The 17,353-nt window shown below is 49.1% G+C and carries 15 protein-coding genes; 6 read left to right on the forward strand and 9 right to left on the reverse strand.

Annotated features, from left to right (window positions below):
- Positions 1 to 244: 244 nt before the first annotated feature.
- The 3 genes from FCL45_RS04685 to FCL45_RS04695 all read right to left on the reverse strand — a co-directional run bounded on the left by FCL45_RS04685 (position 245) and on the right by FCL45_RS04695 (position 2,877).
- Complete coding sequence (locus FCL45_RS04685; protein WP_136797215.1) at positions 245 to 1,036, reverse strand: sulfite exporter TauE/SafE family protein; 792 nt, start codon at positions 1,034 to 1,036, stop codon at positions 245 to 247.
- A 30-nt stretch (positions 1,037 to 1,066) separates the two neighbouring features.
- Positions 1,067 to 2,074, reverse strand: a complete 1,008-nt coding sequence (locus tag FCL45_RS04690) for an alpha-hydroxy-acid oxidizing protein (protein ID WP_136797213.1) — start codon at positions 2,072 to 2,074, stop codon at positions 1,067 to 1,069.
- A gap of 95 nt (positions 2,075 to 2,169) precedes the next feature.
- Positions 2,170 to 2,877 carry a FadR/GntR family transcriptional regulator gene (locus FCL45_RS04695; RefSeq protein WP_136797211.1) on the reverse strand — a complete coding sequence of 236 codons (708 nt, stop codon included), beginning with the start codon at positions 2,875 to 2,877 and terminating at the stop codon, positions 2,170 to 2,172.
- A gap of 273 nt (positions 2,878 to 3,150) precedes the next feature.
- Here FCL45_RS04695 and FCL45_RS04700 point away from each other — a divergent pair, with 273 nt between their 5' ends.
- Positions 3,151 to 4,203 (forward strand): META domain-containing protein, encoded by a 1,053-nt coding sequence (locus FCL45_RS04700; protein ID WP_167495754.1) that lies wholly within the window; start codon positions 3,151 to 3,153, stop codon positions 4,201 to 4,203.
- 307 nt (positions 4,204 to 4,510) lie between these two features.
- On the opposite strand, the gene FCL45_RS04705 is transcribed toward FCL45_RS04700, so the two are convergent.
- On the reverse strand, positions 4,511 to 5,065 hold the full coding sequence (locus FCL45_RS04705; RefSeq protein ID WP_136797207.1) for a DJ-1 family glyoxalase III: 555 nt from the start codon (positions 5,063 to 5,065) through the stop codon (positions 4,511 to 4,513).
- Positions 5,066 to 5,426: 361 nt separating this feature from the next.
- Between FCL45_RS04705 and FCL45_RS04710 the strand changes: the two genes are divergently transcribed.
- The 3 genes from FCL45_RS04710 to FCL45_RS04720 all read left to right on the forward strand — a co-directional run bounded on the left by FCL45_RS04710 (position 5,427) and on the right by FCL45_RS04720 (position 8,836).
- Positions 5,427 to 6,161: a formylglycine-generating enzyme family protein gene (locus FCL45_RS04710; RefSeq protein ID WP_136797205.1), complete on the forward strand. Its 735-nt coding sequence runs from the start codon at positions 5,427 to 5,429 to the stop codon at positions 6,159 to 6,161.
- A 301-nt stretch (positions 6,162 to 6,462) separates the two neighbouring features.
- Complete coding sequence (locus tag FCL45_RS04715; RefSeq protein ID WP_136797204.1) at positions 6,463 to 6,897, forward strand: flavodoxin domain-containing protein; 435 nt, start codon at positions 6,463 to 6,465, stop codon at positions 6,895 to 6,897.
- Between the two features lie 328 nt (positions 6,898 to 7,225).
- A complete protein-coding gene (locus FCL45_RS04720; protein WP_136797202.1) occupies positions 7,226 to 8,836 on the forward strand; it encodes a SulP family inorganic anion transporter in 1,611 nt (536 codons plus the stop codon).
- 105 nt (positions 8,837 to 8,941) lie between these two features.
- Here the strand turns inward: FCL45_RS04720 and FCL45_RS04725 are convergent, their stop codons facing one another.
- Complete coding sequence (locus FCL45_RS04725; RefSeq protein WP_136797201.1) at positions 8,942 to 9,196, reverse strand: hypothetical protein; 255 nt, start codon at positions 9,194 to 9,196, stop codon at positions 8,942 to 8,944.
- Between the two features lie 296 nt (positions 9,197 to 9,492).
- On the opposite strand from FCL45_RS04725, the gene FCL45_RS04730 reads away from it, so the two are divergent.
- Positions 9,493 to 10,053, forward strand: a complete 561-nt coding sequence (locus FCL45_RS04730; RefSeq protein WP_136797199.1) for a CBS domain-containing protein — start codon at positions 9,493 to 9,495, stop codon at positions 10,051 to 10,053.
- 93 nt (positions 10,054 to 10,146) lie between these two features.
- Positions 10,147 to 11,568, forward strand: a complete 1,422-nt coding sequence (locus tag FCL45_RS04735) for a transferase (protein WP_136797197.1) — start codon at positions 10,147 to 10,149, stop codon at positions 11,566 to 11,568.
- An 81-nt stretch (positions 11,569 to 11,649) separates the two neighbouring features.
- On the opposite strand, the gene FCL45_RS04740 is transcribed toward FCL45_RS04735, so the two are convergent.
- The 4 genes from FCL45_RS04740 to FCL45_RS04755 form a co-directional block, all read right to left on the reverse strand.
- Positions 11,650 to 11,973, reverse strand: a complete 324-nt coding sequence (locus FCL45_RS04740; RefSeq protein WP_136797195.1) for a DUF4369 domain-containing protein — start codon at positions 11,971 to 11,973, stop codon at positions 11,650 to 11,652.
- A gap of 520 nt (positions 11,974 to 12,493) precedes the next feature.
- Positions 12,494 to 14,668: a catalase/peroxidase HPI gene (gene katG, locus FCL45_RS04745; RefSeq protein ID WP_136797193.1), complete on the reverse strand. Its 2,175-nt coding sequence runs from the start codon at positions 14,666 to 14,668 to the stop codon at positions 12,494 to 12,496.
- Between the two features lie 40 nt (positions 14,669 to 14,708).
- Positions 14,709 to 15,164, reverse strand: coding sequence for a Fur family transcriptional regulator (locus FCL45_RS04750; RefSeq protein WP_228721441.1), 456 nt, complete (start codon positions 15,162 to 15,164; stop codon positions 14,709 to 14,711).
- 335 nt (positions 15,165 to 15,499) lie between these two features.
- Positions 15,500 to 17,353, reverse strand: coding sequence for a monovalent cation:proton antiporter-2 (CPA2) family protein (locus FCL45_RS04755; protein ID WP_136797191.1), 1,854 nt, complete (start codon positions 17,351 to 17,353; stop codon positions 15,500 to 15,502).

The following is a 17,353-nucleotide window of genomic DNA, read 5'->3' on the forward strand; positions in this document are numbered from 1 at the left end:
CACCGAGGTTATGGCGTGATATCTGATTCAGTCCACATCAAGAGCGTTGCAAAATTGCATAGAGAGGGCAAAAATACAGGTGCCTCTCATGCTCCTAAAGGATAGCGCAAAAAAAGAGGGCAAGGCAAGGTAAATGGGCTGGAGAGTGCGAAATTGCTAGATTTGCACAAATGAAAAGCCTGACAAAACTGATCCGGCAGAGCAGGTCGTTTTGTCAGGCGAGGAAAGGGGGGCGGCTCAAGCTCTACAGGCCACCGATCAGCATCTTGGTGCCTACCACGTAAAGCAGAATAGAGAAAATCTTCTTCAATCTGTCCACCGGGAGGGTATGGGTCAGCCTGGCGCCGATTGGGGCGGTGCAGACACTGGCTAGGACGATACCGAACAGACCCGTCAGGTGGATATACCCAAGGTGGGGAGCTGCGATGTCGATCCCCATACCGTTAACGACATAGCCAGCTGTTCCGGCGATGGCGATGGGGAAGCCGATTGCGGATGAAGTGGCAATAGCCTTGCGTATCTCGGTATTGCACCAACTTAAAAAAGGTACCGAGAGGGTGCCGCCGCCAATACCCACCAGGCTGGAGAAGATGCCGATGGTACCTCCAGCGCCAAACATACCGACGCTGCCGGGCAAGGTCCTGTTGGGTTTGGGCTTGAAACCAATGAGCATCTGGGTTGCAACGAATATGAGAAAGAGCGCAAAAAAGATCTTCAGGAAATTGGTAGAGAGCTGAGCTGCGATCCAGGCACCGAAAAAGGTTCCGGCGAGAATGCCCGGGGTGATCCGGGTTACAGCCTGCCAGTTCACTGCCCCTCTCTTATGGTGAGCCCGCACACTGGAAAGTGAGGTGAAGACAATACTGGCCAGCGAGGTACCAAGCGCCATATGCAGTACATACTCATGGGGCACGCCGTGGGCAATAAAGGTGTATGTAAGCATGGGTACTATGACCATGCCTCCACCGATACCGAGAAGCCCGGCCATGAGCCCGGCAATTGCACCGGCACCGAGATACATTGCAAAAAACATCATACTTACATACTCCTGTAAAAAAAATACTGGCTAAGCCAGGATTTCGCGGCTCACGTTGCCGGCGCTGGCTGTGCCGGTAAGAACCATGGTCTGGATCAACTCACCGCGAATCTTTTCAAGATATGCCTGAACTCCATCCTGCAGTCCGCCTACTGCGGCAACAGAGACCGGGCGCCCTATCATGACAGCGTCTGCGCCGAGGGCCAGAAGCTTGAGCACATCTCCACCGCTTCTCACACCGCCATCGGCTATGATGGTGACCTTGCCTTTCACGGCATCGGCGATAGATGCAAGTACATCTGCGGCGCCTGGGGCAAAGTCGAGCACGCGGCCACCATGGTTGGAGACAACGATTGCATCCACACCAATCTCGGCTGCCATCTTCGCTTCATCCACGGTCATTACACCTTTCAGGATGAACTTCATGGAGGTGGAGTCGATGATCTTTTTGAGAGCCTCGGGGGTTTTCGGGGAAACAGGACGGCCCATCTGGCGCAGGGTAACGAGACCGGCTGCGTCTATGTCCATGCCAAAGATTTTGGTGCCGGATTTGACAGCCTTTTCAATTTTCTGGTCGAGCTCTTCATTTTCCCAGGGCTTGATAAAAGGAATACCCTTACCATCGTTTTTCTCGATGGCGGAAAATCCGGCGCTGTGCAGCCATTCAGGTACACCGTCACCGGTACAGCCGAGAGTGCCGGCGGCGAGACAACCACCGATTACTGAATCTATATATTCTTCCTCGCTGATACCTCCGCCCATGTTGAAGCTCACGCCACCGATCGGTGCAGCAAGTACAGGCATAGAGAGTTTCTGGCCAAGAAAATCGATGCTGGTATCCGGTGCGGTGACATCATGAATCAGCCGCATGTTGAATTTGTAACGCGCGAGCGCCTCAACATTTGCGGCGAAGGAGGAACCGGTGCCAAGCCCCCCCATGCCTGGAACCTGGCCTACACAGGCCTTGCCGTTGCACTGCGGACAAACACGGCAAAAGCCTTTCATTTTCTCTCTGGCGACATCGTAATACTCTTTCACGTTGATTCTCCTTTATCAATTTAACGGGTTTTCCTGCGAAGGTGGTGGGGTGCAGTAAAAACGTCTAAATTCTATGTGTAAGGTGCGTTGAAGTGTTATCGGGTTTTCTTGATAGCTGTGAACTTATCCTGCGGCCGCTCTTCTGTCAGATGGGCGAGGTTCTGTTCGACCTGTACCATATGCTCCTGCATGTGGCGGGCTGCATCGGCGGAAGATTTTCGTTGCAGGGCATCGAATATCTGTTGGTGATAGCCCAGAGACATCACGCTTCTTTCCTGGCTCTGAAGCTCATTGACGCGACTCTCAGCCAACACGTCATGAACGGTGTCATAAATATCAAGCAGTACCCCATTGCCTGTGGCGCGAACAAGAAGCCTGTGAAACTGTTCGTCGTACGAAGCCCTGTCCCGGCCGCTGGCCACGGCCTCAGCCTGCACGTTTAAAATTTCTTCCAGCTCTTTCAGGGTCTGGTCGTCTATGCGGTTGGCGGCGAGCGCGGCTATCTGCGGTTCGAGCATGGAACGCAATTCGATAATCTCGTTGATGCGACGTTTTTTTCTGGTAACACCGTCTATCATGCAGCTCAGGGCGCCTTCGGCAACAAAGGTACCGGCACCGCGTCTGCTGACAACCACAGCTTTTTCCGCCAGTGCCTTTATCGCTTCGCGCACCGTATTGCGGGATACCTGATATTTTTCAGCCAAGTATCTCTCGGAGGGAATCCGGTCACCTGCGGCCAGTTCTCCGGTCCTGATGAGATCTTCGATCAGGCTGACAATTTCGTCGTGTCTTTTCTGGGTCATGGAGCCTCCTCAAGGGGTCATATTGGCCCAACCAATAGCAATAATTGCCGGGGATGTCAAGATTAATAACAGTAGAAGAAGCGGGCAAGACCAGCCAATCCTGGTAGGATAGACAGAAAAGGGTGGGGAAGCTTCTGGAAAAAGAGCTATTCTGAAACTACGATGGAATAAGAAACTAATACAGAGAACAAAATACAAGGCCGGTATAAATAATACAAGGGGTGGAAGATGAATCCTGGTGGGAGAAGAGCAAGCAGGGGAGTTACATTATGGGTGTCAATATTCCTGATGATGCTCTGGGGGTGTTCTCCGGTTGCTGACGAGGTAGCAGAGGGGCAGTTACAGGAGCCATCTTCGCAGTATGTGCAATACACCAGGCTGAGTCTGCCGGCCACTTTTGTCGGCTCTATTCCCTGCGAGGATTGCGTTCGAGTTGATATCGTACTGAATTTGCGCCCGGATCAGCTCTATCAGCTTCGTAAAACCTACATTTCCAGTGGTCAGCGAGTGAAGAAGGTGGAATCGCAGATGCGTAACTGGCGATATTCCAGCGACGGCAGAATGATAATTCTCGGCAAGCAGAAAGGCATGCTCAAAACCTATGTGGTTGCTGATGATAATACCCTGGTTTTTCTGGAACTGGAAAGCGAGCGGGGTAAAGATCCTATCACCTATACGCTTACCCGGTCACCTGGATACGATCCCTTCAGCGACAGTGTGAAGATGCTGGGAATGTTCAGTTTAAGCGAAAGCGGCGGGACAATTATTGAGTGTTCCAGCGGTGAAGTGTTCAGTGTTTCAAGATCTGGTGATTTTGAAAGGATGGCAAAAGAGTATCTGCGAATGCCGCATAACCAGAGCGAACCTTTACTGCTATCATTTACGGGGACAATCCATGGTACAGGCGAAAGTTTTGGTGACAGCATCACGATAAATGATTTTAACCGTCTGTATCTTAATGGAAATTGCCTGGGAGAGCAGCAAAGTAAAAGTCTTACCGACTCAGTCTGGACGTTGGAGACAATCGGAAACAGGGATATGGCCGGTTATGAATACAGGTCTGCTCCCTACCTGATCTTGCGCAGGGACAACACTCTTCAGGGGTTTGCCGGTTGTAATGATATCTCCGGCACATATCTGGTGCGTGGTGATGTATTGCTCTTTAAAAGGATGATTCAGACCAGATTGGCCTGCTTTGAGGGGAATGAGCTGGAGAGCCTTTTTCTGGAGACTCTCGATAATGCCGAGCTTTTTACGATTGAGGAAGAAACGATGACAATTCTTGACCAGAATGGGGAGGTTCTGGCCACATTCACCGGCACATAATGTAGTCTGAGCAGATACGACCCGCTATTTATTGCCGCGTTTTGATTCACATACTGAAAAAAGAGTGAATCCCAAATGTCCCCGGTTAGCAGGTCGTTTCAACTCCTGAATGGGTAATGCTTTATTCCGGCCACGAGAAAATTAAAAGTCTGTTCTGATCTTCAATAGAGCTTTTACTCTGAATAAGCAAAATAGCCAGAATTATTAAAACACACCCCACTCCTGTCTCTTCACCCGTGACTTCCCGTTTACAGAAAATGATAGTGAAATAGATTGAGGTAACATGTTTCTCAGCGTAGCAGGACTGTTAAACCTCAACCACCATTCCCGCGGCTACCTCCTGCTTCTTCTCATCACCCATTAGAATACCCAGCAGCTCAAGGGAAAACTCCACAGCTGTACCAGCACCGCGACTGGTTACGCAGTTTTGGTCCATTACTACGTTTTTCTCAGATGTTTTGCCACTTTTCAGGCCACCGATAAAGCCGGGATGGCAGGTGGCGGATTTACCTTCGAGAAGACCATTCTCACCAAGAACCAGCGCGGGTGATGCGCAAATAGCGCCGTAGAGCTTGTTGGCCTTGTTCTGTTTTTTAAGGATATCGATAAGTGGTTTGGAGTCTCTTAGATGTTCAGCACCGGGAATACCACCAGGAACCACTACCAGATCATATTCTTCATCCATGCAGTCACTGATACGTTTATCTGCATGAATCTTCACACCATGAGAAGAGGTTATAACCAGGTCATGGACTGAAGCGATATCGACATCTGCACCTGCTCTTCTGAAAACATCCACGATGGCAAGGGCCTCGACCATTTCAATTCCGTCCGCTACAGGGACTAGTATTCTCTTTGTCATTTTTATGTCCTTTTAGGTAGAGGTTATGAATTCGGAGCCTGACCACGAGGATGATTGTAATCGGAGGTGTGAAGTGCGGCAAGGAGGAAGTTTGTTGAGTAGAGTAGATGGATTAGTAGAATAGCTGTAACGTTTCAGTAAGTTTTACAGATATAGTCGGTTTTTTGGGGTTGGAGTGTTTAGGGTGGTCGCCTCATAGTCGCTATTTAGAGAGTGAAGATAAACAATCAATGAGCACGTTTATTCTGGTATCGTAAATGATCACTTCGGCAGGTTTAATTAAGATCTTTTATCATCGTAATCCAAAGGTGAATATAACTCATTCATAACAAACCCTTTGCGCGGAATCGTTGGCTCTACTATGAAAAAATTAACAGGAATGCTTTCAACAGCATTGATCTTACTGATATCAGCATGTGTAACCAGGCAACATGGCTATTTCACCGGCATCAACGTACCGCCGATGGCTGAAGTACAGGCAGGGAGTTTTAATATTGGCGAGGGTGGGAATTGGCCTTGGGCGAATGGGCCAAGACCAATACAGAAAATCACAATCGGCTATGACTACTTTATAAGCAAAGAGCCTATAACGGTAACTGATTGGGATGAATGTGTAAAAAATAAGATTTGCGAACCATTGGATGGGCAAAATCGGGGTCATGGTGCGGCACTGGTGAGTTGGGATGGAACTCAAACCTATATATCCTGGTTAAACAGCAGTACCGGGAAAAATTTTCGCCTTCCCTCTGAATCAGAGTGGGAGTATGCCATTAAGGGACCAGAGCCTCTGCCTGACTCATGGTTTGTCATCAATAGTGGCAAGGGAATGCAAATGACCAGAAAGTCCTATGTCAATAATTTTGGTCTATACCCAAGGTTGGGGATGCATGGTGAATGGGTAGAGGATTGCTGGAATAACTCCTATAGCGGGATTCCATTGGATGGCGCCCCCCGTGCTGTTGGAGATTGTCAAAAACGAACGTTCAGGAACCGAACGGGAAAAGATGATTTTATCTATATGGTAAATGGCCGGGACTCTTTCTATAAGGATATCAGAGGATCCAATATTACATTCAGGATAGTCCATCTAAAATGAACTCTATCTTTAAAGCTAACCGGTGTGGATTTTCTGAACCAACTCTATGAGCCTTTACGATCTGGAGACTCATTATCTATAATCTCCAATTTTGTCATGACTAAAATACCTCACTTTGTGATTGTAGCGCTTTGAGTAGGTATCTCCCTTACCGGGTGAAAGAAAACTGAAATGACCGGTAATCAGTACTTTACGGTTTCGGATAATCTGGTATGATACTTTAAATAGTAATGATTATTATTGCTGAATCGATGTGACTTGGAATTTGCATCATCAAACCAGATACCAGGGAGAATTCGTAATGTCTAAAGCACTCATCGTTTACTCAAGTCGTACAGGTCAGACCAAAAATATTGCCGAACTCATAGCGGAAGGATTACGACTTTCAGCCATTGATGTTGCCATAAAGGATGTAACCGAGATTAAGCGGGAGGATGAACTTGCAGATTATGACCTCTATGTCTTCGGTTCCTCGACCTACCATGGCGCGATGATGGATAGGATGAAGTCCTTTCTTTTTCTTGCTGAAAGAGCAGAGTTACATGGCAAGCCTGGTGGTTCATTCGGTTCGTTTGGCTGGAGTGGTGAAGCTGCAGAGCGTATTTACGATACCATGAAAAACATCTACGGTATGGACATGGTGAGTACTCCGCTGATGTTGAAGACCGGCGCGGTTGGAGGTGGGATTAAAGTTGCCCACGATTATGGCAGGGAGCTAGCTGCGAAGATCGCATAGCAGGAAAGAGGGTGGCGTTTCGAGAGCTGAGACTCCCCTCTGCCCGCAATTTCACCTTGTCACCGGTCGAAGACCTGGCAACCACCCGAGCAGGGTTGCGCGTCAATCGGGGAGATCCCACGATTGATTATTCGTCATGCCTGATCGATCCTAGGCTGCCCCCGATAACGTGCATTGAACGTTGACTTGTATCTTAATTTAATTTAATACTAAAACAATCTATTTTACCTATCATCAAGCTTCTCATTATACCTCTGGCATGCACTGCACTGAAAGAACTTGGCTGCAGTCTGCCTGTTAATCTATTTCATGCGGAAGGTGATGCAGAATGAAATCGGGATACAATCTTTCGGTGCTGAAAGGTGACTTTTTTGGAGGGTTGACGGCCGGTATAGTTGCCCTTCCCCTCGCTCTTGCCTTTGGCGTTTCCAGCGGGTTCGGCGCAGCTGCCGGCCTTTACGGAGCTATTGCCGTGGGTTTTTTTGCAGCTCTCCTGGGAGGCACATCCACCCAGGTTTCAGGGCCCACAGGGCCAATGACTGTTATTTTCGCAGCTACGATAGTTGCCTTCCCCGATAATATTCCGGCAATCACAGCAGTCGTCTTTCTGGCAGGCATATTTCAAATTCTGCTGGGGTATATGAAAGTAGGCGGATTTGTCAGATATATCCCCTATCCGGTCATTTCAGGCTTCATGAGCGGCATAGGCGTTATCATTATCCTCATTCAACTTCATCCGATGCTCGGTGCGCCCGGAGTAAAATCACCTCTCGAAGCTGTGATAGAACTCCCGGCTGCAATGGGGAATATTAATATTTACAGTCTGCTCATTGCACTTTTTACCATGGCTGTGGTCTTTCTTACCCCGGCAAAAATAAGCAGCAGATTTCCATCACCATTGCTGGCTCTTGTCAGTGGCACCTTGCTGGCTGTAATTTTTGATCTGCCGGTCGAGATTATCGGAGAGATCCCATCGGGTATCCCCGAATTCAGGCTGTCTTTATTCCCTCTCGATCTCTTGCCGAAGATCGTCCCAATGGCTCTTGCTCTCGCCGCATTGGGGACAATCGACTCTCTTCTCACATCGGTGGTCGCAGATTCCATGACCAAGACCAGGCACAACTCAAACAGGGAACTGGTGGGTCAGGGTATTGGCAACATTGCCGCCTCGTTCATTGGTGGTTTGCCCGGAGCCGGTGCGACGATGCGTACCGTCGTCAATATTAAAGCGGGAGGTACAACAAAGGTTTCGGGTATAACGCACTCCTTGTTCCTGTTGGCAATTTTACTGGGAGCCGGACCATATGCATCAGTCATTCCATTGCCTGTGTTGGCAGGTATCCTGATGAAGGTGGGGATAGACATTCTTGATTACCGGCTGTTACGCATGATTAACCGTATCCCCAAACCAGATCTGGTTGTTATGCTCAGTGTTTTTGTAATCACGGTTTTCGTCGATCTTATCATGGCCGTTGGAATAGGTATTACCCTGGCGTCCCTGTTGATTACATATCGAATAGCCTCACAATCAAAAATTGATGTGAGGGGGGTGCAGCATCAGGAATGGCACAGGGATCTCGAAAAGAGTCTGGAAGAGGAGACAGGGTACCGCATCCGAACCATATCCGTCATGGGGGCATTCTTTTTCGGGACAACATCGAAAATGCAGGAACATGTCAGTAAATTGATCGGCACCAAGGTCGTCATTATCAACCTCCTTGACGTGCCGTTCATGGATTTGTCCGGATATTTCGCTTTAAGTGAGATGATTGACAGGTTGAAAAGAGAAAATATCAAACCGATCGTCGTGGTCAATGAGGGGGAAGGTATCCGGCGGCAGATGTTTGATATGGGCTATGGTGATCTATTGGGAGTTGATGGTATTCACACCGACTATAACGATGCTCTCCATCTGGCCTGGGAATACATAGAAGATTGAGTAGAAGGCTCGGATTCTGGTACCTCGGTTATCGAAGGACAACATTTTAAGCCGAAGCGATGAGATTGGGCAGAAGCTTTGCTTCAGGACGGAAAATAACCGGGATTAGTGGACTATACCCTGGTGCTCCAATGAAAAAACAAACCACTTGTGTGAGTCCTCCTGCCTGACAGGGAAAAGCGGCAGCTGTATTTCGATAGCGTTGGGAAATCTATTTTTCATGAAGTGTATATAACCGATGGCCTCCTCCTTCTTCTTAAACGGACCCATTTCAATATCAGGAGCCATCCCTGCATGTATTGTCAGTAAATACTCTCTTGCGCAGACCAGGTCCTGAGTCATACCAATATAGATAGCCATTGTTAAGTACCCTTTGCTAAGTCATATTTCAGGAAAAACCAAGAAAAAAGTCAGTGTTTGTAAAGCATTGAGGAGCATTGGTGCGGAAACCATACCACGCTGAGTAGATTGCCGCCATGAGATATTTTCCCTAGCCCATAGAGGGTGTTTAAATCACATTGGTTGCCTAATGGGATGGTGTTATGTATAACACTGCAATAACATAATTTATTCAGATCTCTGATTTCGTAGATATATCGAGGCGGTTGACTTTGCTGAAATCGATTCAACAGAAAAATTCTACTCAGGAATTGTTTATGGAAAAGAAGACAGTGAAGGATTTGATGGTACCCATTGAAGAGTATGCGACTGTTAAGATCGGTACATCTTTGCTGGGGGCCATCCTGGCTTTGGAAAAGGCGCAAGAAGCATATACCGACAGCAAGTATCAGCACCGTGCAATTCTTGTCATGGATGAGAAAAATAAAGTCGTCGGTAAAATCGGACAGTTGAGGGTGCTCAAGGCAGTCGAAACACGATACGACCTGAATGAGGAACTTGATGATTTGGGGAAATTCGGTTTCAGTGAAAAATACCTCAACAGAAGCAGGGAGATCTACCGGCTTAAAGGGCCAATCTTGAATAAAGAATCTCTAAAATCGGCGGCAGAAAGGCCTGTAGAGGAGTTTATGCAGCAACCAACTCCCGGAGAGTTCGTCTCTGAAGATTGCTCACTGGACATTGCCATTCACAGACTTGTCGCCGGTACGCACCTCTCACTTCTGGTCACAAGGGAGGAGGAGATCGTCGGAGTACTCAAAATGGCCGATGTCTTTGCAGCAGTATCCCATGAAATGAGAGAGGCGGCCATGGAGTAGATCCGAATGGCTCTACCTCTATTCCTGCCCAAAAATAATATGGATAACTTGGAACAATCTATCTTGACCAAACATAAATAGTGAAGAGGGAAGATGAACGAGTTAGAGAAGCTCTACGACAGAATCATTCAGAGGCTGAACATAAATCTGCGGGAATTGAATTTTGATGCTGAACCATACTCCTCAGGTCTCATTGTTCCGGAACAGATGAACAAATTCTATGCTTTCTACGGGATCTCGACTGACCACCCGTTGAGCCTGGAAATCAGGCACTCGGGTCTTGCCGGCAGTTATTTCTTGGGGAAGTGCCGTGTCTCGAACTCCCTGCTGTATAAAACCGACATCCGTGGTGATGAACTGAAGCGAAAGGGGAGTATGTTTGCTTGTCAGGGATTTGACATAACCATCACGCAAGACGAATGTGTAAATATCGCTCACAGTGCCCTTGTGAAGACACTTGTTCATAACTTTTCGCATGACCCCGAGACTCCCGAGGAATTCTTTATCAGGGATACGCTGGCTATGGATTATGCGAACATCCACGGCGCTCCCACTGAGGGAGCATTCCTTGGGCCGTTTGCAACCGTTGACCTCACGACCGTCAGGGACTGCGTGATCGGAACATACTCATATATACAGGCTGGTGAGATCAGTCATATGACTATCCCGCCTGGTACCGTCTGGGTTAACAGCCCAGGCAACTTCAACTTTTATTACAGCTATGACCAGGCCTTACTCAGCAGCTATGCAAGTGTGATCCCCGGAGATCTTCCACATGGCTATATCATCGATTTTATAGGCAAGCACGAAGCAGCTTTTCAACGGGTTTTTGATACGGTAAACCTTGAGGCGATAGAGTCGATACCCAAAACAGCATCACTTGATCGCTACGCTGTTGTCCTCCCCAAAACAAAGATAGCTGACAACGTTCTTGTGTCGCAGAGGGCATATCTCAGCAACTCCTCACTGGGAAAAGGCTCTAACGCACAGGAAAACTGTTATATAATTAATTCAAATCTCGCAGGGTTCAATGTAACGGCCCATGGGGCAAAGATTATCGAGTCGGAGCTTGAACGAGACATATTCGTCGGGTTCAACAGCTTTCTATTCGGCAAGCCCGAGAGCCGCATCAAGATCGGAAAGGGTTGCATCGTTATGCCCCACACAATTATCGATATTAATTCACCATTGCAGATCCCTGAGGAACACCTTGTCTGGGGGCTTATCCGCAATGAGCAGGATTTAAAGGAGAACAGTATTTCAATAGCTGAACTTCAGGAAAGGAAGTCTGGATTCAGCAAAGGGCGACTCAACTTTGAAGGTGATGGTGGACTTTTTGTAAAAGCCTTCAAAGATCGTATACACCACATCCTTGATGTGAATGGGGCGTTTTTCGATGGTGAAAAAAATATGGGTCATGCCCAAAGAAATCAGAATCTCTCACTGAACACGATTCAACCCTTTCAATTCGGGGAAATGGAGGGATTGTATCCAAACATAACCATAGGATTGTAGTGATCTGCAGTTATTGTCCTAAAACTGTTGCACCCGGCCCTGACAGCATGAGGATGTCATGCGTGGAAGGGTCGGGTGATGTTATCTGTGCACGATCTTGTTTCGCCTGCGTGTCTGGCGTAATTGAACTCCGATGAACCCGGCCAGGCCAGAGCCGAACAGCACCATGGGAGCAGGCTCTGGAACCGGTTCCGTTGCAAAAGTAAACTTCCCTTCGATGTTGTCAAACAGTTTGTTTTCCCAGTCGAAAACACTGTAATAATAAACGGAGCCCGTCCAGGCCCCGCCCAGTTTTCCCTCCACCGTGAAGATTTCCTGCCACCATTCATACTCCACACCCTCTCTGAACCTGAACCAGTCATCTGGTATCACGTTGTCAAAAGGATGGGTATAAGCGACCTCCATTGTTTCAGGGTTGTAAAAAAAACTCAGGATTGGAGGTGGTGCTTGTCGTCTGGTGAGGTTCGGCGCTGAATGATGGGACAATTTTCATGGGGAAAGTAAGTGATACTCTTCAGGCTTGGCCTGACCCTGAACACGTACAAAGACATGATTCTTAACTACTTGAACATCCGATAACAAACGCAGTGGTGGAGGACACAAATAACAAGACCAAACGCTGAAACGACAGGCATACGGTTTGCGGGATATGGAGTATTTCAAATTACGATTATACCACCTTCACAGGTCAAGGTACTCGTTTGCCGGATGAACCTTTTAATAAAAATACTCAACAGGGCTTCTGATTGCCCCTGCCCCCTGTTTGCCACACCTCACTGCGTGAGTTTTGTTCTTTGAAAAGGAAGAGAGTGAGACGGACTATTTTCATGAAATTGACAAGTTAGTACACCACAGCCTTTCAAGGGTTGCTGAAAGGCTGTGGTGGAGGAATAGTAACCGGTGAAATCTTCGGGTTTCGTATCACTTATCTGAGGTCAAAACGATCCAGATTCATCACCTTTTCCCATGCTGCCACGAAATCCTTAATAAACTTTTCTTCGGCGTCAGCACAGGCGTAAACTTCTGCCAAAGCTCGTAATTCTGAATTTGAACCGAAGATCAGATCGACACGGGTACCGGTCCATTTGAGCTCTCCGGTGGTACGATCGCGGCCTTCAAACTCATCCCGATCCTCTGAAACCGGGGTCCAGACAGTGGACATATCGAGCAGATTGACGAAGAAGTCATTGCTCAGCGTTTCTGGGCGGTCTGTAAAAACGCCATGCTTGGTTCCTCCATAGTTTGTGGCCATGGTACGCATACCACCCACCAGAACGGTCATCTCCGGAGCAGTCAGGGTAAGGAGTTGTGCCTTGTCGACCAGCATTTCCTCGGCTGGAACTGTGTACTTGGTTTTCAGGTAGTTGCGAAAACCGTCTGCTTCAGGCTCCATTACAGTGAAAGAGAGAACATCTGTCTGTTCCTGCAAGGCATCCATGCGCCCGGGAGAGAATGGAATCCTTACGTTGTGACCAGCATTCTTCGCGGCTTGTTCGACCCCTGCGCAACCGGCGAGCACGATCAGGTCTGCCATGGAGATTTTTTTGCCAAAACCGTTTTTGATGCTCTCCAGTGTTTTCAGGACCTTTGAAAGCTGAGCTGGTTGATTTACTTCCCAGTCTTTTTGAGGCTCCAGGCGAACACGGGCGCCATTAGCACCACCGCGCATGTCTGAGCCACGAAACGTCGAGGCGGATGCCCAGGCGGTTGAAACGAGTTCAGAAACGGAAAGATCTGTGGCGAGGATCTGGTCTCTCAAGGTTGCAGCATCCTTGTCGGTTATCAGTTCATGGTCCACGGCCGGAATCGGATCTTGCCAGATAAGCTCTTCTGCAGGAACTTCAGGGCCGAGATAGCGCGTCCGCGGCCCCATATCACGGTGGGTCAGCTTGAACCAGGCACGGGCGAAGGCGTCTGCAAATTCCTCGGGGTTTTCATGAAAACGGCGGGAGATCTTTTCGTAGATCGGGTCCATCCGCATGGACATATCTGCGGTGGTCATGATGATCGGCACCTTCCTGGTGGGATCATCCGCTGCAGGGGCCATATTTTTGTCGGTTGGGTTTTTCGGTGTCCATTGCCAGGCTCCGGCAGGACTCTTGGTCAGCTCCCACTCATTGCCAAAGAGCATATCGAAATAGCCCATGTCCCATTGGGTCGGGGTCGGGTTCCAGGCACCTTCCAGGCCACTGCCTATCTGATCCCCACCCTTGCCGCTACCAAAGCTGCTTATCCAGCCGAAACCCTGCTGTTCGATACCAGCAGCTTCTGGTTCCGGGCCTACGTGGGCGGCATCACCGGCGCCATGGCATTTACCAAAGGTATGGCCGCCGGCGGTCAGCGCTACAGTTTCTTCATCGTTCATGGCCATGCGGGCAAATGTTTCACGTACATCCCGGCCTGATGCTATCGGGTCTGGCTTGCCGTTTGGTCCCTCTGGATTGACGTAGATCAGACCCATCTGGACGGCTGCAAGCGGGTTCTCCAGATCACGATCGCCAGAATACCGCTCGTCTCCCAGCCAGGTTGTTTCTGAGCCCCAGTAGATATCTTTTTCCGGCTCCCAGATATCTACCCGGCCGCCACCAAAACCAAAGGTCTTGAATCCCATAGACTCCATAGCCACATTGCCGGTCAAAATGATAAGGTCGGCCCAGGAGATTTTTTTGCCATATTTTTGTTTGATAGGCCAGAGCAGCCTGCGGGCTTTGTCGAGGTTGACGTTGTCTGGCCAGCTGTTGATCGGGGCAAAACGCTGGTTACCGGTTCCTCCGCCGCCACGTCCGTCAGCGGTTCGATAGGTGCCTGCACTGTGCCAGGCCATGCGGATGAACAGTGGCCCATAGTGACCGTAATCCGCCGGCCACCACTGCTGGGAATCTGTCATCAATTTTTCCAGATCTTTCTTTACCGCTGCAAGGTCAAGAGTGTTGAACACTTCAGGGTAGTTGAAGTCCTCGCCCATCGGATCGGATTTGGAGGAATGCTGCCGCAAAATATCCAGCCGCAGCTGGTTTGGCCACCAGTCCCTGTTTGTTGTTGCTTCTGCCAGCCTTTTGAAACCTTGTCCAGTCACAGGACACTTACTCTCACTGCTCATGTTGCATCCTCCGCTTACTTGTAAGGTTGTTGGATGATCTTTAGCCCTCTTTTTTAATACATGTCGTGCAAATACCTTCCACTTCGACATGTGTTGCTTCAATCTCACCGAATGCGTTTACCGAGTCGGGGAGCTTGATGCTATCAAGATCCGTGCTGTAAAAGTCACGGGTAATACCGCATTTTTTGCAGACGAAATGATGATGAGGTGCCAGGTTGGCGTCGAAACGGGTACGCTCATGGCTTAATCCCAGGGTTTCCACCAGACCGAGATCATTCAGCCACCACAGCGTCCGGTAGACAGTGTCAAGCGAGACTGTGGGGATACGCTTCCTTACCCGCCTATAAACGGAGTCAGCATCAGGATGTTCTCCGGTTTGAGCGACTTCCCTGTAGATCTCGATTCGCTGGTGTGTAAGCTTAAGACCTTTATCCCTGCAGACGCCCTTAAAGTGGCTGATTCGCTGTTCGACTTCCTGTTCAGTTATTTTCATCATAATAATCCAGTAGTAATGATTACTATTTAATAGTCAACGTTAAATAGCCCGCTTTGTCAAATAGGGCATGAATAATTCACCACCAGGAGAGGGTCGGTTAAGTATTTGTTTTTGCGTCATCAATTAAGTGCATCGGGGCGAGGGGGAGGGGTCGGTGCTTAAGCCGATGCCCGTAAGCGAAGGACATTAAGGGGAATTTAGTAGAGAGAAATTGTTAAAAAAGAATCCTGAAGACGACCAAACAGCATATCTCACGAGTTCAGGAATACAGCCTGGAGCCTCTTGCACCAGTGAGCAAGGAGGCCCAGGCTATCATGGTATGAAATTGGGAAGTTCTATTCTTCAGGGCTGATGCTGAGCCAGGCCTTGTTCAGTTCTTCCATATCGGCTTGCATGTCCAGAGCCATTAATTTTTCCAGGTCGGCGTTGTGCTTCTGGTACATGCTGATGTACTGCTCTTCGTCCTTACGGTGAATCTTGTACAGCTCGGGCATGGTCTCTTCATCTTTCTTTCTGAAAAGTCGTTTTAGTTTATATGCCTCGTAGGGGTGCACACCGAGTAGCCTGAGCGTGTCCTCGCCAAGTGAGAGTGCACTGCCGAAGGTTTCACGCCGTATGGTGGTAATCCCGAGATCCATCAATTCATAAACCGAACCGCGGTCCAGGGCATTGGCAGCAATCTTCAGGTGGGGGTAATGTTTTCGAACCAGTTCTATCAGCTCCCGGGTCTTTTCAATATCACCGATGGTGATGACCAGAACCTCTGCTTCGGCTGCACCGGCAGACTCCAGCAGATCGAGTCGGGTGATATCGCCGTAGTAGACTTCGAACCCGAATTTTCTCAGCACTTCAACATTTGCCGCGTCATGGTCGAGGATAACCGGCCGGATACCTGCCGAGATAAGCAGACGTCCAAGATCTGTCCCCATTCGGCCGAAGCCGGCCATGATAACCTTTTGTCCACCTCGTTCTATATGATCGGCTTCTGCCGTTTCGGGAGCTGGTGTCGATTTTTCGGAGATCTTTTCATAGGCGATAAAGAGCAGTGGTGCCAGAAACATGGAGATGGCAACTGCGGAAATCAGCGGATCGATAGTTTCAGCGGTGAGTACTCCGTTGGCCTTGGAAAACTGAAAAAGCACAAAGGCAAATTCACCTCCCTGGGCTAAAGCTACAGCAAAGAGTGAGCGTTGTTTGCCACCTATTTTGAAGATCAACCCTGTGGCTATCAGTATAAGCCATTTAATCGCGATCAGACCCACCACCAGGGCGGCGATCAAAGTTATTTTTTCCAGGATCATGGTGAAGTTCAGGCTGGCACCGATCGAGATAAAGAAGATACCGAGTAGCAGCCCCTTAAATGGCTCGATGTCGCTTTCAAGCTCGTGGCGGTATTCGCTGTCGGCCAGCACCACACCGGCCAGAAAAGCACCAAGTGCGGGAGACAGACCAACTGCGATCATCAGTAGCGAAATGCCCACCACGATGGCAAGGGCCGCAGCAACGAAAATTTCGCGTACCCTGGTGGCGGCGATGGTGCGGAAAATTGGGCGGGCGGCGAACTTACCGAGAAAGAAGATAGAAAAAATAGCTCCAAGCGTAACCAGTATGCGAAGGTAGCCGGGTAGGGCGGCAATATCAAAGAGCGCAGGGCCATGGTGGTCTGCTCCATGGGCAACGACGGTCGCCAGCAGTGGGAAAGCTGCCAGCATCGGGATGACCGCCAGATCCTGAAAGAGCAGCACGGAAAAAACCGAACGCCCGGCGGAGGTGTTCATCAGCCCTTTCTCCCTGAGGGTTTGCAGAACAATGGCGGTGGAGGAAAGGGAAAGGGTCATGCCGATGGCCAGTGCCTGTTGCCAGGGCAGGAAAAAGGCGGCGATTCCGGCAATGGCCATGCTGGTGGCTATAACCTGAAATCCTCCCATACCAAGGATGGGCGTGCGCATTTGCCAGAGCAGGGAGGGCTTGAGTTCCAGGCCGACCAGAAAGAGCATCATGACCACGCCGAATTCGGTGAAATGCATGACCTGCTCAATATCAGCGATCAGCGATAATCCGAAGGGGCCGATCAAAATGCCGGCTATCAGGTAACCCAGTACGGAGCCCAGCCCGAATTTCTTGGCAATCGGCACGGCGACGGCTGCAGCAGCCAGAAAGATAAAGAGTTGTAGCAGAAACAATTCCAT

The sequence above is a fragment of the Desulfosediminicola ganghwensis genome (assembly GCF_005116675.2).
In the GTDB taxonomy this organism is placed as follows: domain Bacteria; phylum Desulfobacterota; class Desulfobulbia; order Desulfobulbales; family Desulfocapsaceae; genus Desulfopila; species Desulfopila ganghwensis.

Excerpts from the sequence above, each read along its gene's own strand:
- FCL45_RS04685 (WP_136797215.1), bottom strand. The coding sequence starts at position 1,036 with ATGATGTTTTTTGCAATGTATCTCGGTGCCGGTGCAATTGCCGGGCTC.
- FCL45_RS04695 (WP_136797211.1), bottom strand. The coding sequence starts at position 2,877 with ATGACCCAGAAAAGACACGACGAAATTGTCAGCCTGATCGAAGATCTC.
- FCL45_RS04705 (WP_136797207.1), bottom strand. The coding sequence starts at position 5,065 with ATGACAAAGAGAATACTAGTCCCTGTAGCGGACGGAATTGAAATGGTC.
- FCL45_RS04710 (WP_136797205.1), top strand. The coding sequence starts at position 5,427 with ATGAAAAAATTAACAGGAATGCTTTCAACAGCATTGATCTTACTGATA.
- FCL45_RS04715 (WP_136797204.1), top strand. The coding sequence starts at position 6,463 with ATGTCTAAAGCACTCATCGTTTACTCAAGTCGTACAGGTCAGACCAAA.
- FCL45_RS04720 (WP_136797202.1), top strand. The coding sequence starts at position 7,226 with ATGAAATCGGGATACAATCTTTCGGTGCTGAAAGGTGACTTTTTTGGA.
- FCL45_RS04725 (WP_136797201.1), bottom strand. The coding sequence starts at position 9,196 with ATGGCTATCTATATTGGTATGACTCAGGACCTGGTCTGCGCAAGAGAG.
- FCL45_RS04730 (WP_136797199.1), top strand. The coding sequence starts at position 9,493 with ATGGAAAAGAAGACAGTGAAGGATTTGATGGTACCCATTGAAGAGTAT.
- FCL45_RS04735 (WP_136797197.1), top strand. The coding sequence starts at position 10,147 with ATGAACGAGTTAGAGAAGCTCTACGACAGAATCATTCAGAGGCTGAAC.
- FCL45_RS04740 (WP_136797195.1), bottom strand. The coding sequence starts at position 11,973 with ATGGAGGTCGCTTATACCCATCCTTTTGACAACGTGATACCAGATGAC.
- katG (WP_136797193.1), bottom strand. The coding sequence starts at position 14,668 with ATGAGCAGTGAGAGTAAGTGTCCTGTGACTGGACAAGGTTTCAAAAGG.
- FCL45_RS04750 (WP_228721441.1), bottom strand. The coding sequence starts at position 15,164 with ATGATGAAAATAACTGAACAGGAAGTCGAACAGCGAATCAGCCACTTT.
- FCL45_RS04755 (WP_136797191.1), bottom strand. The coding sequence starts at position 17,353 with ATGGAATTGTTTCTGCTACAACTCTTTATCTTTCTGGCTGCTGCAGCC.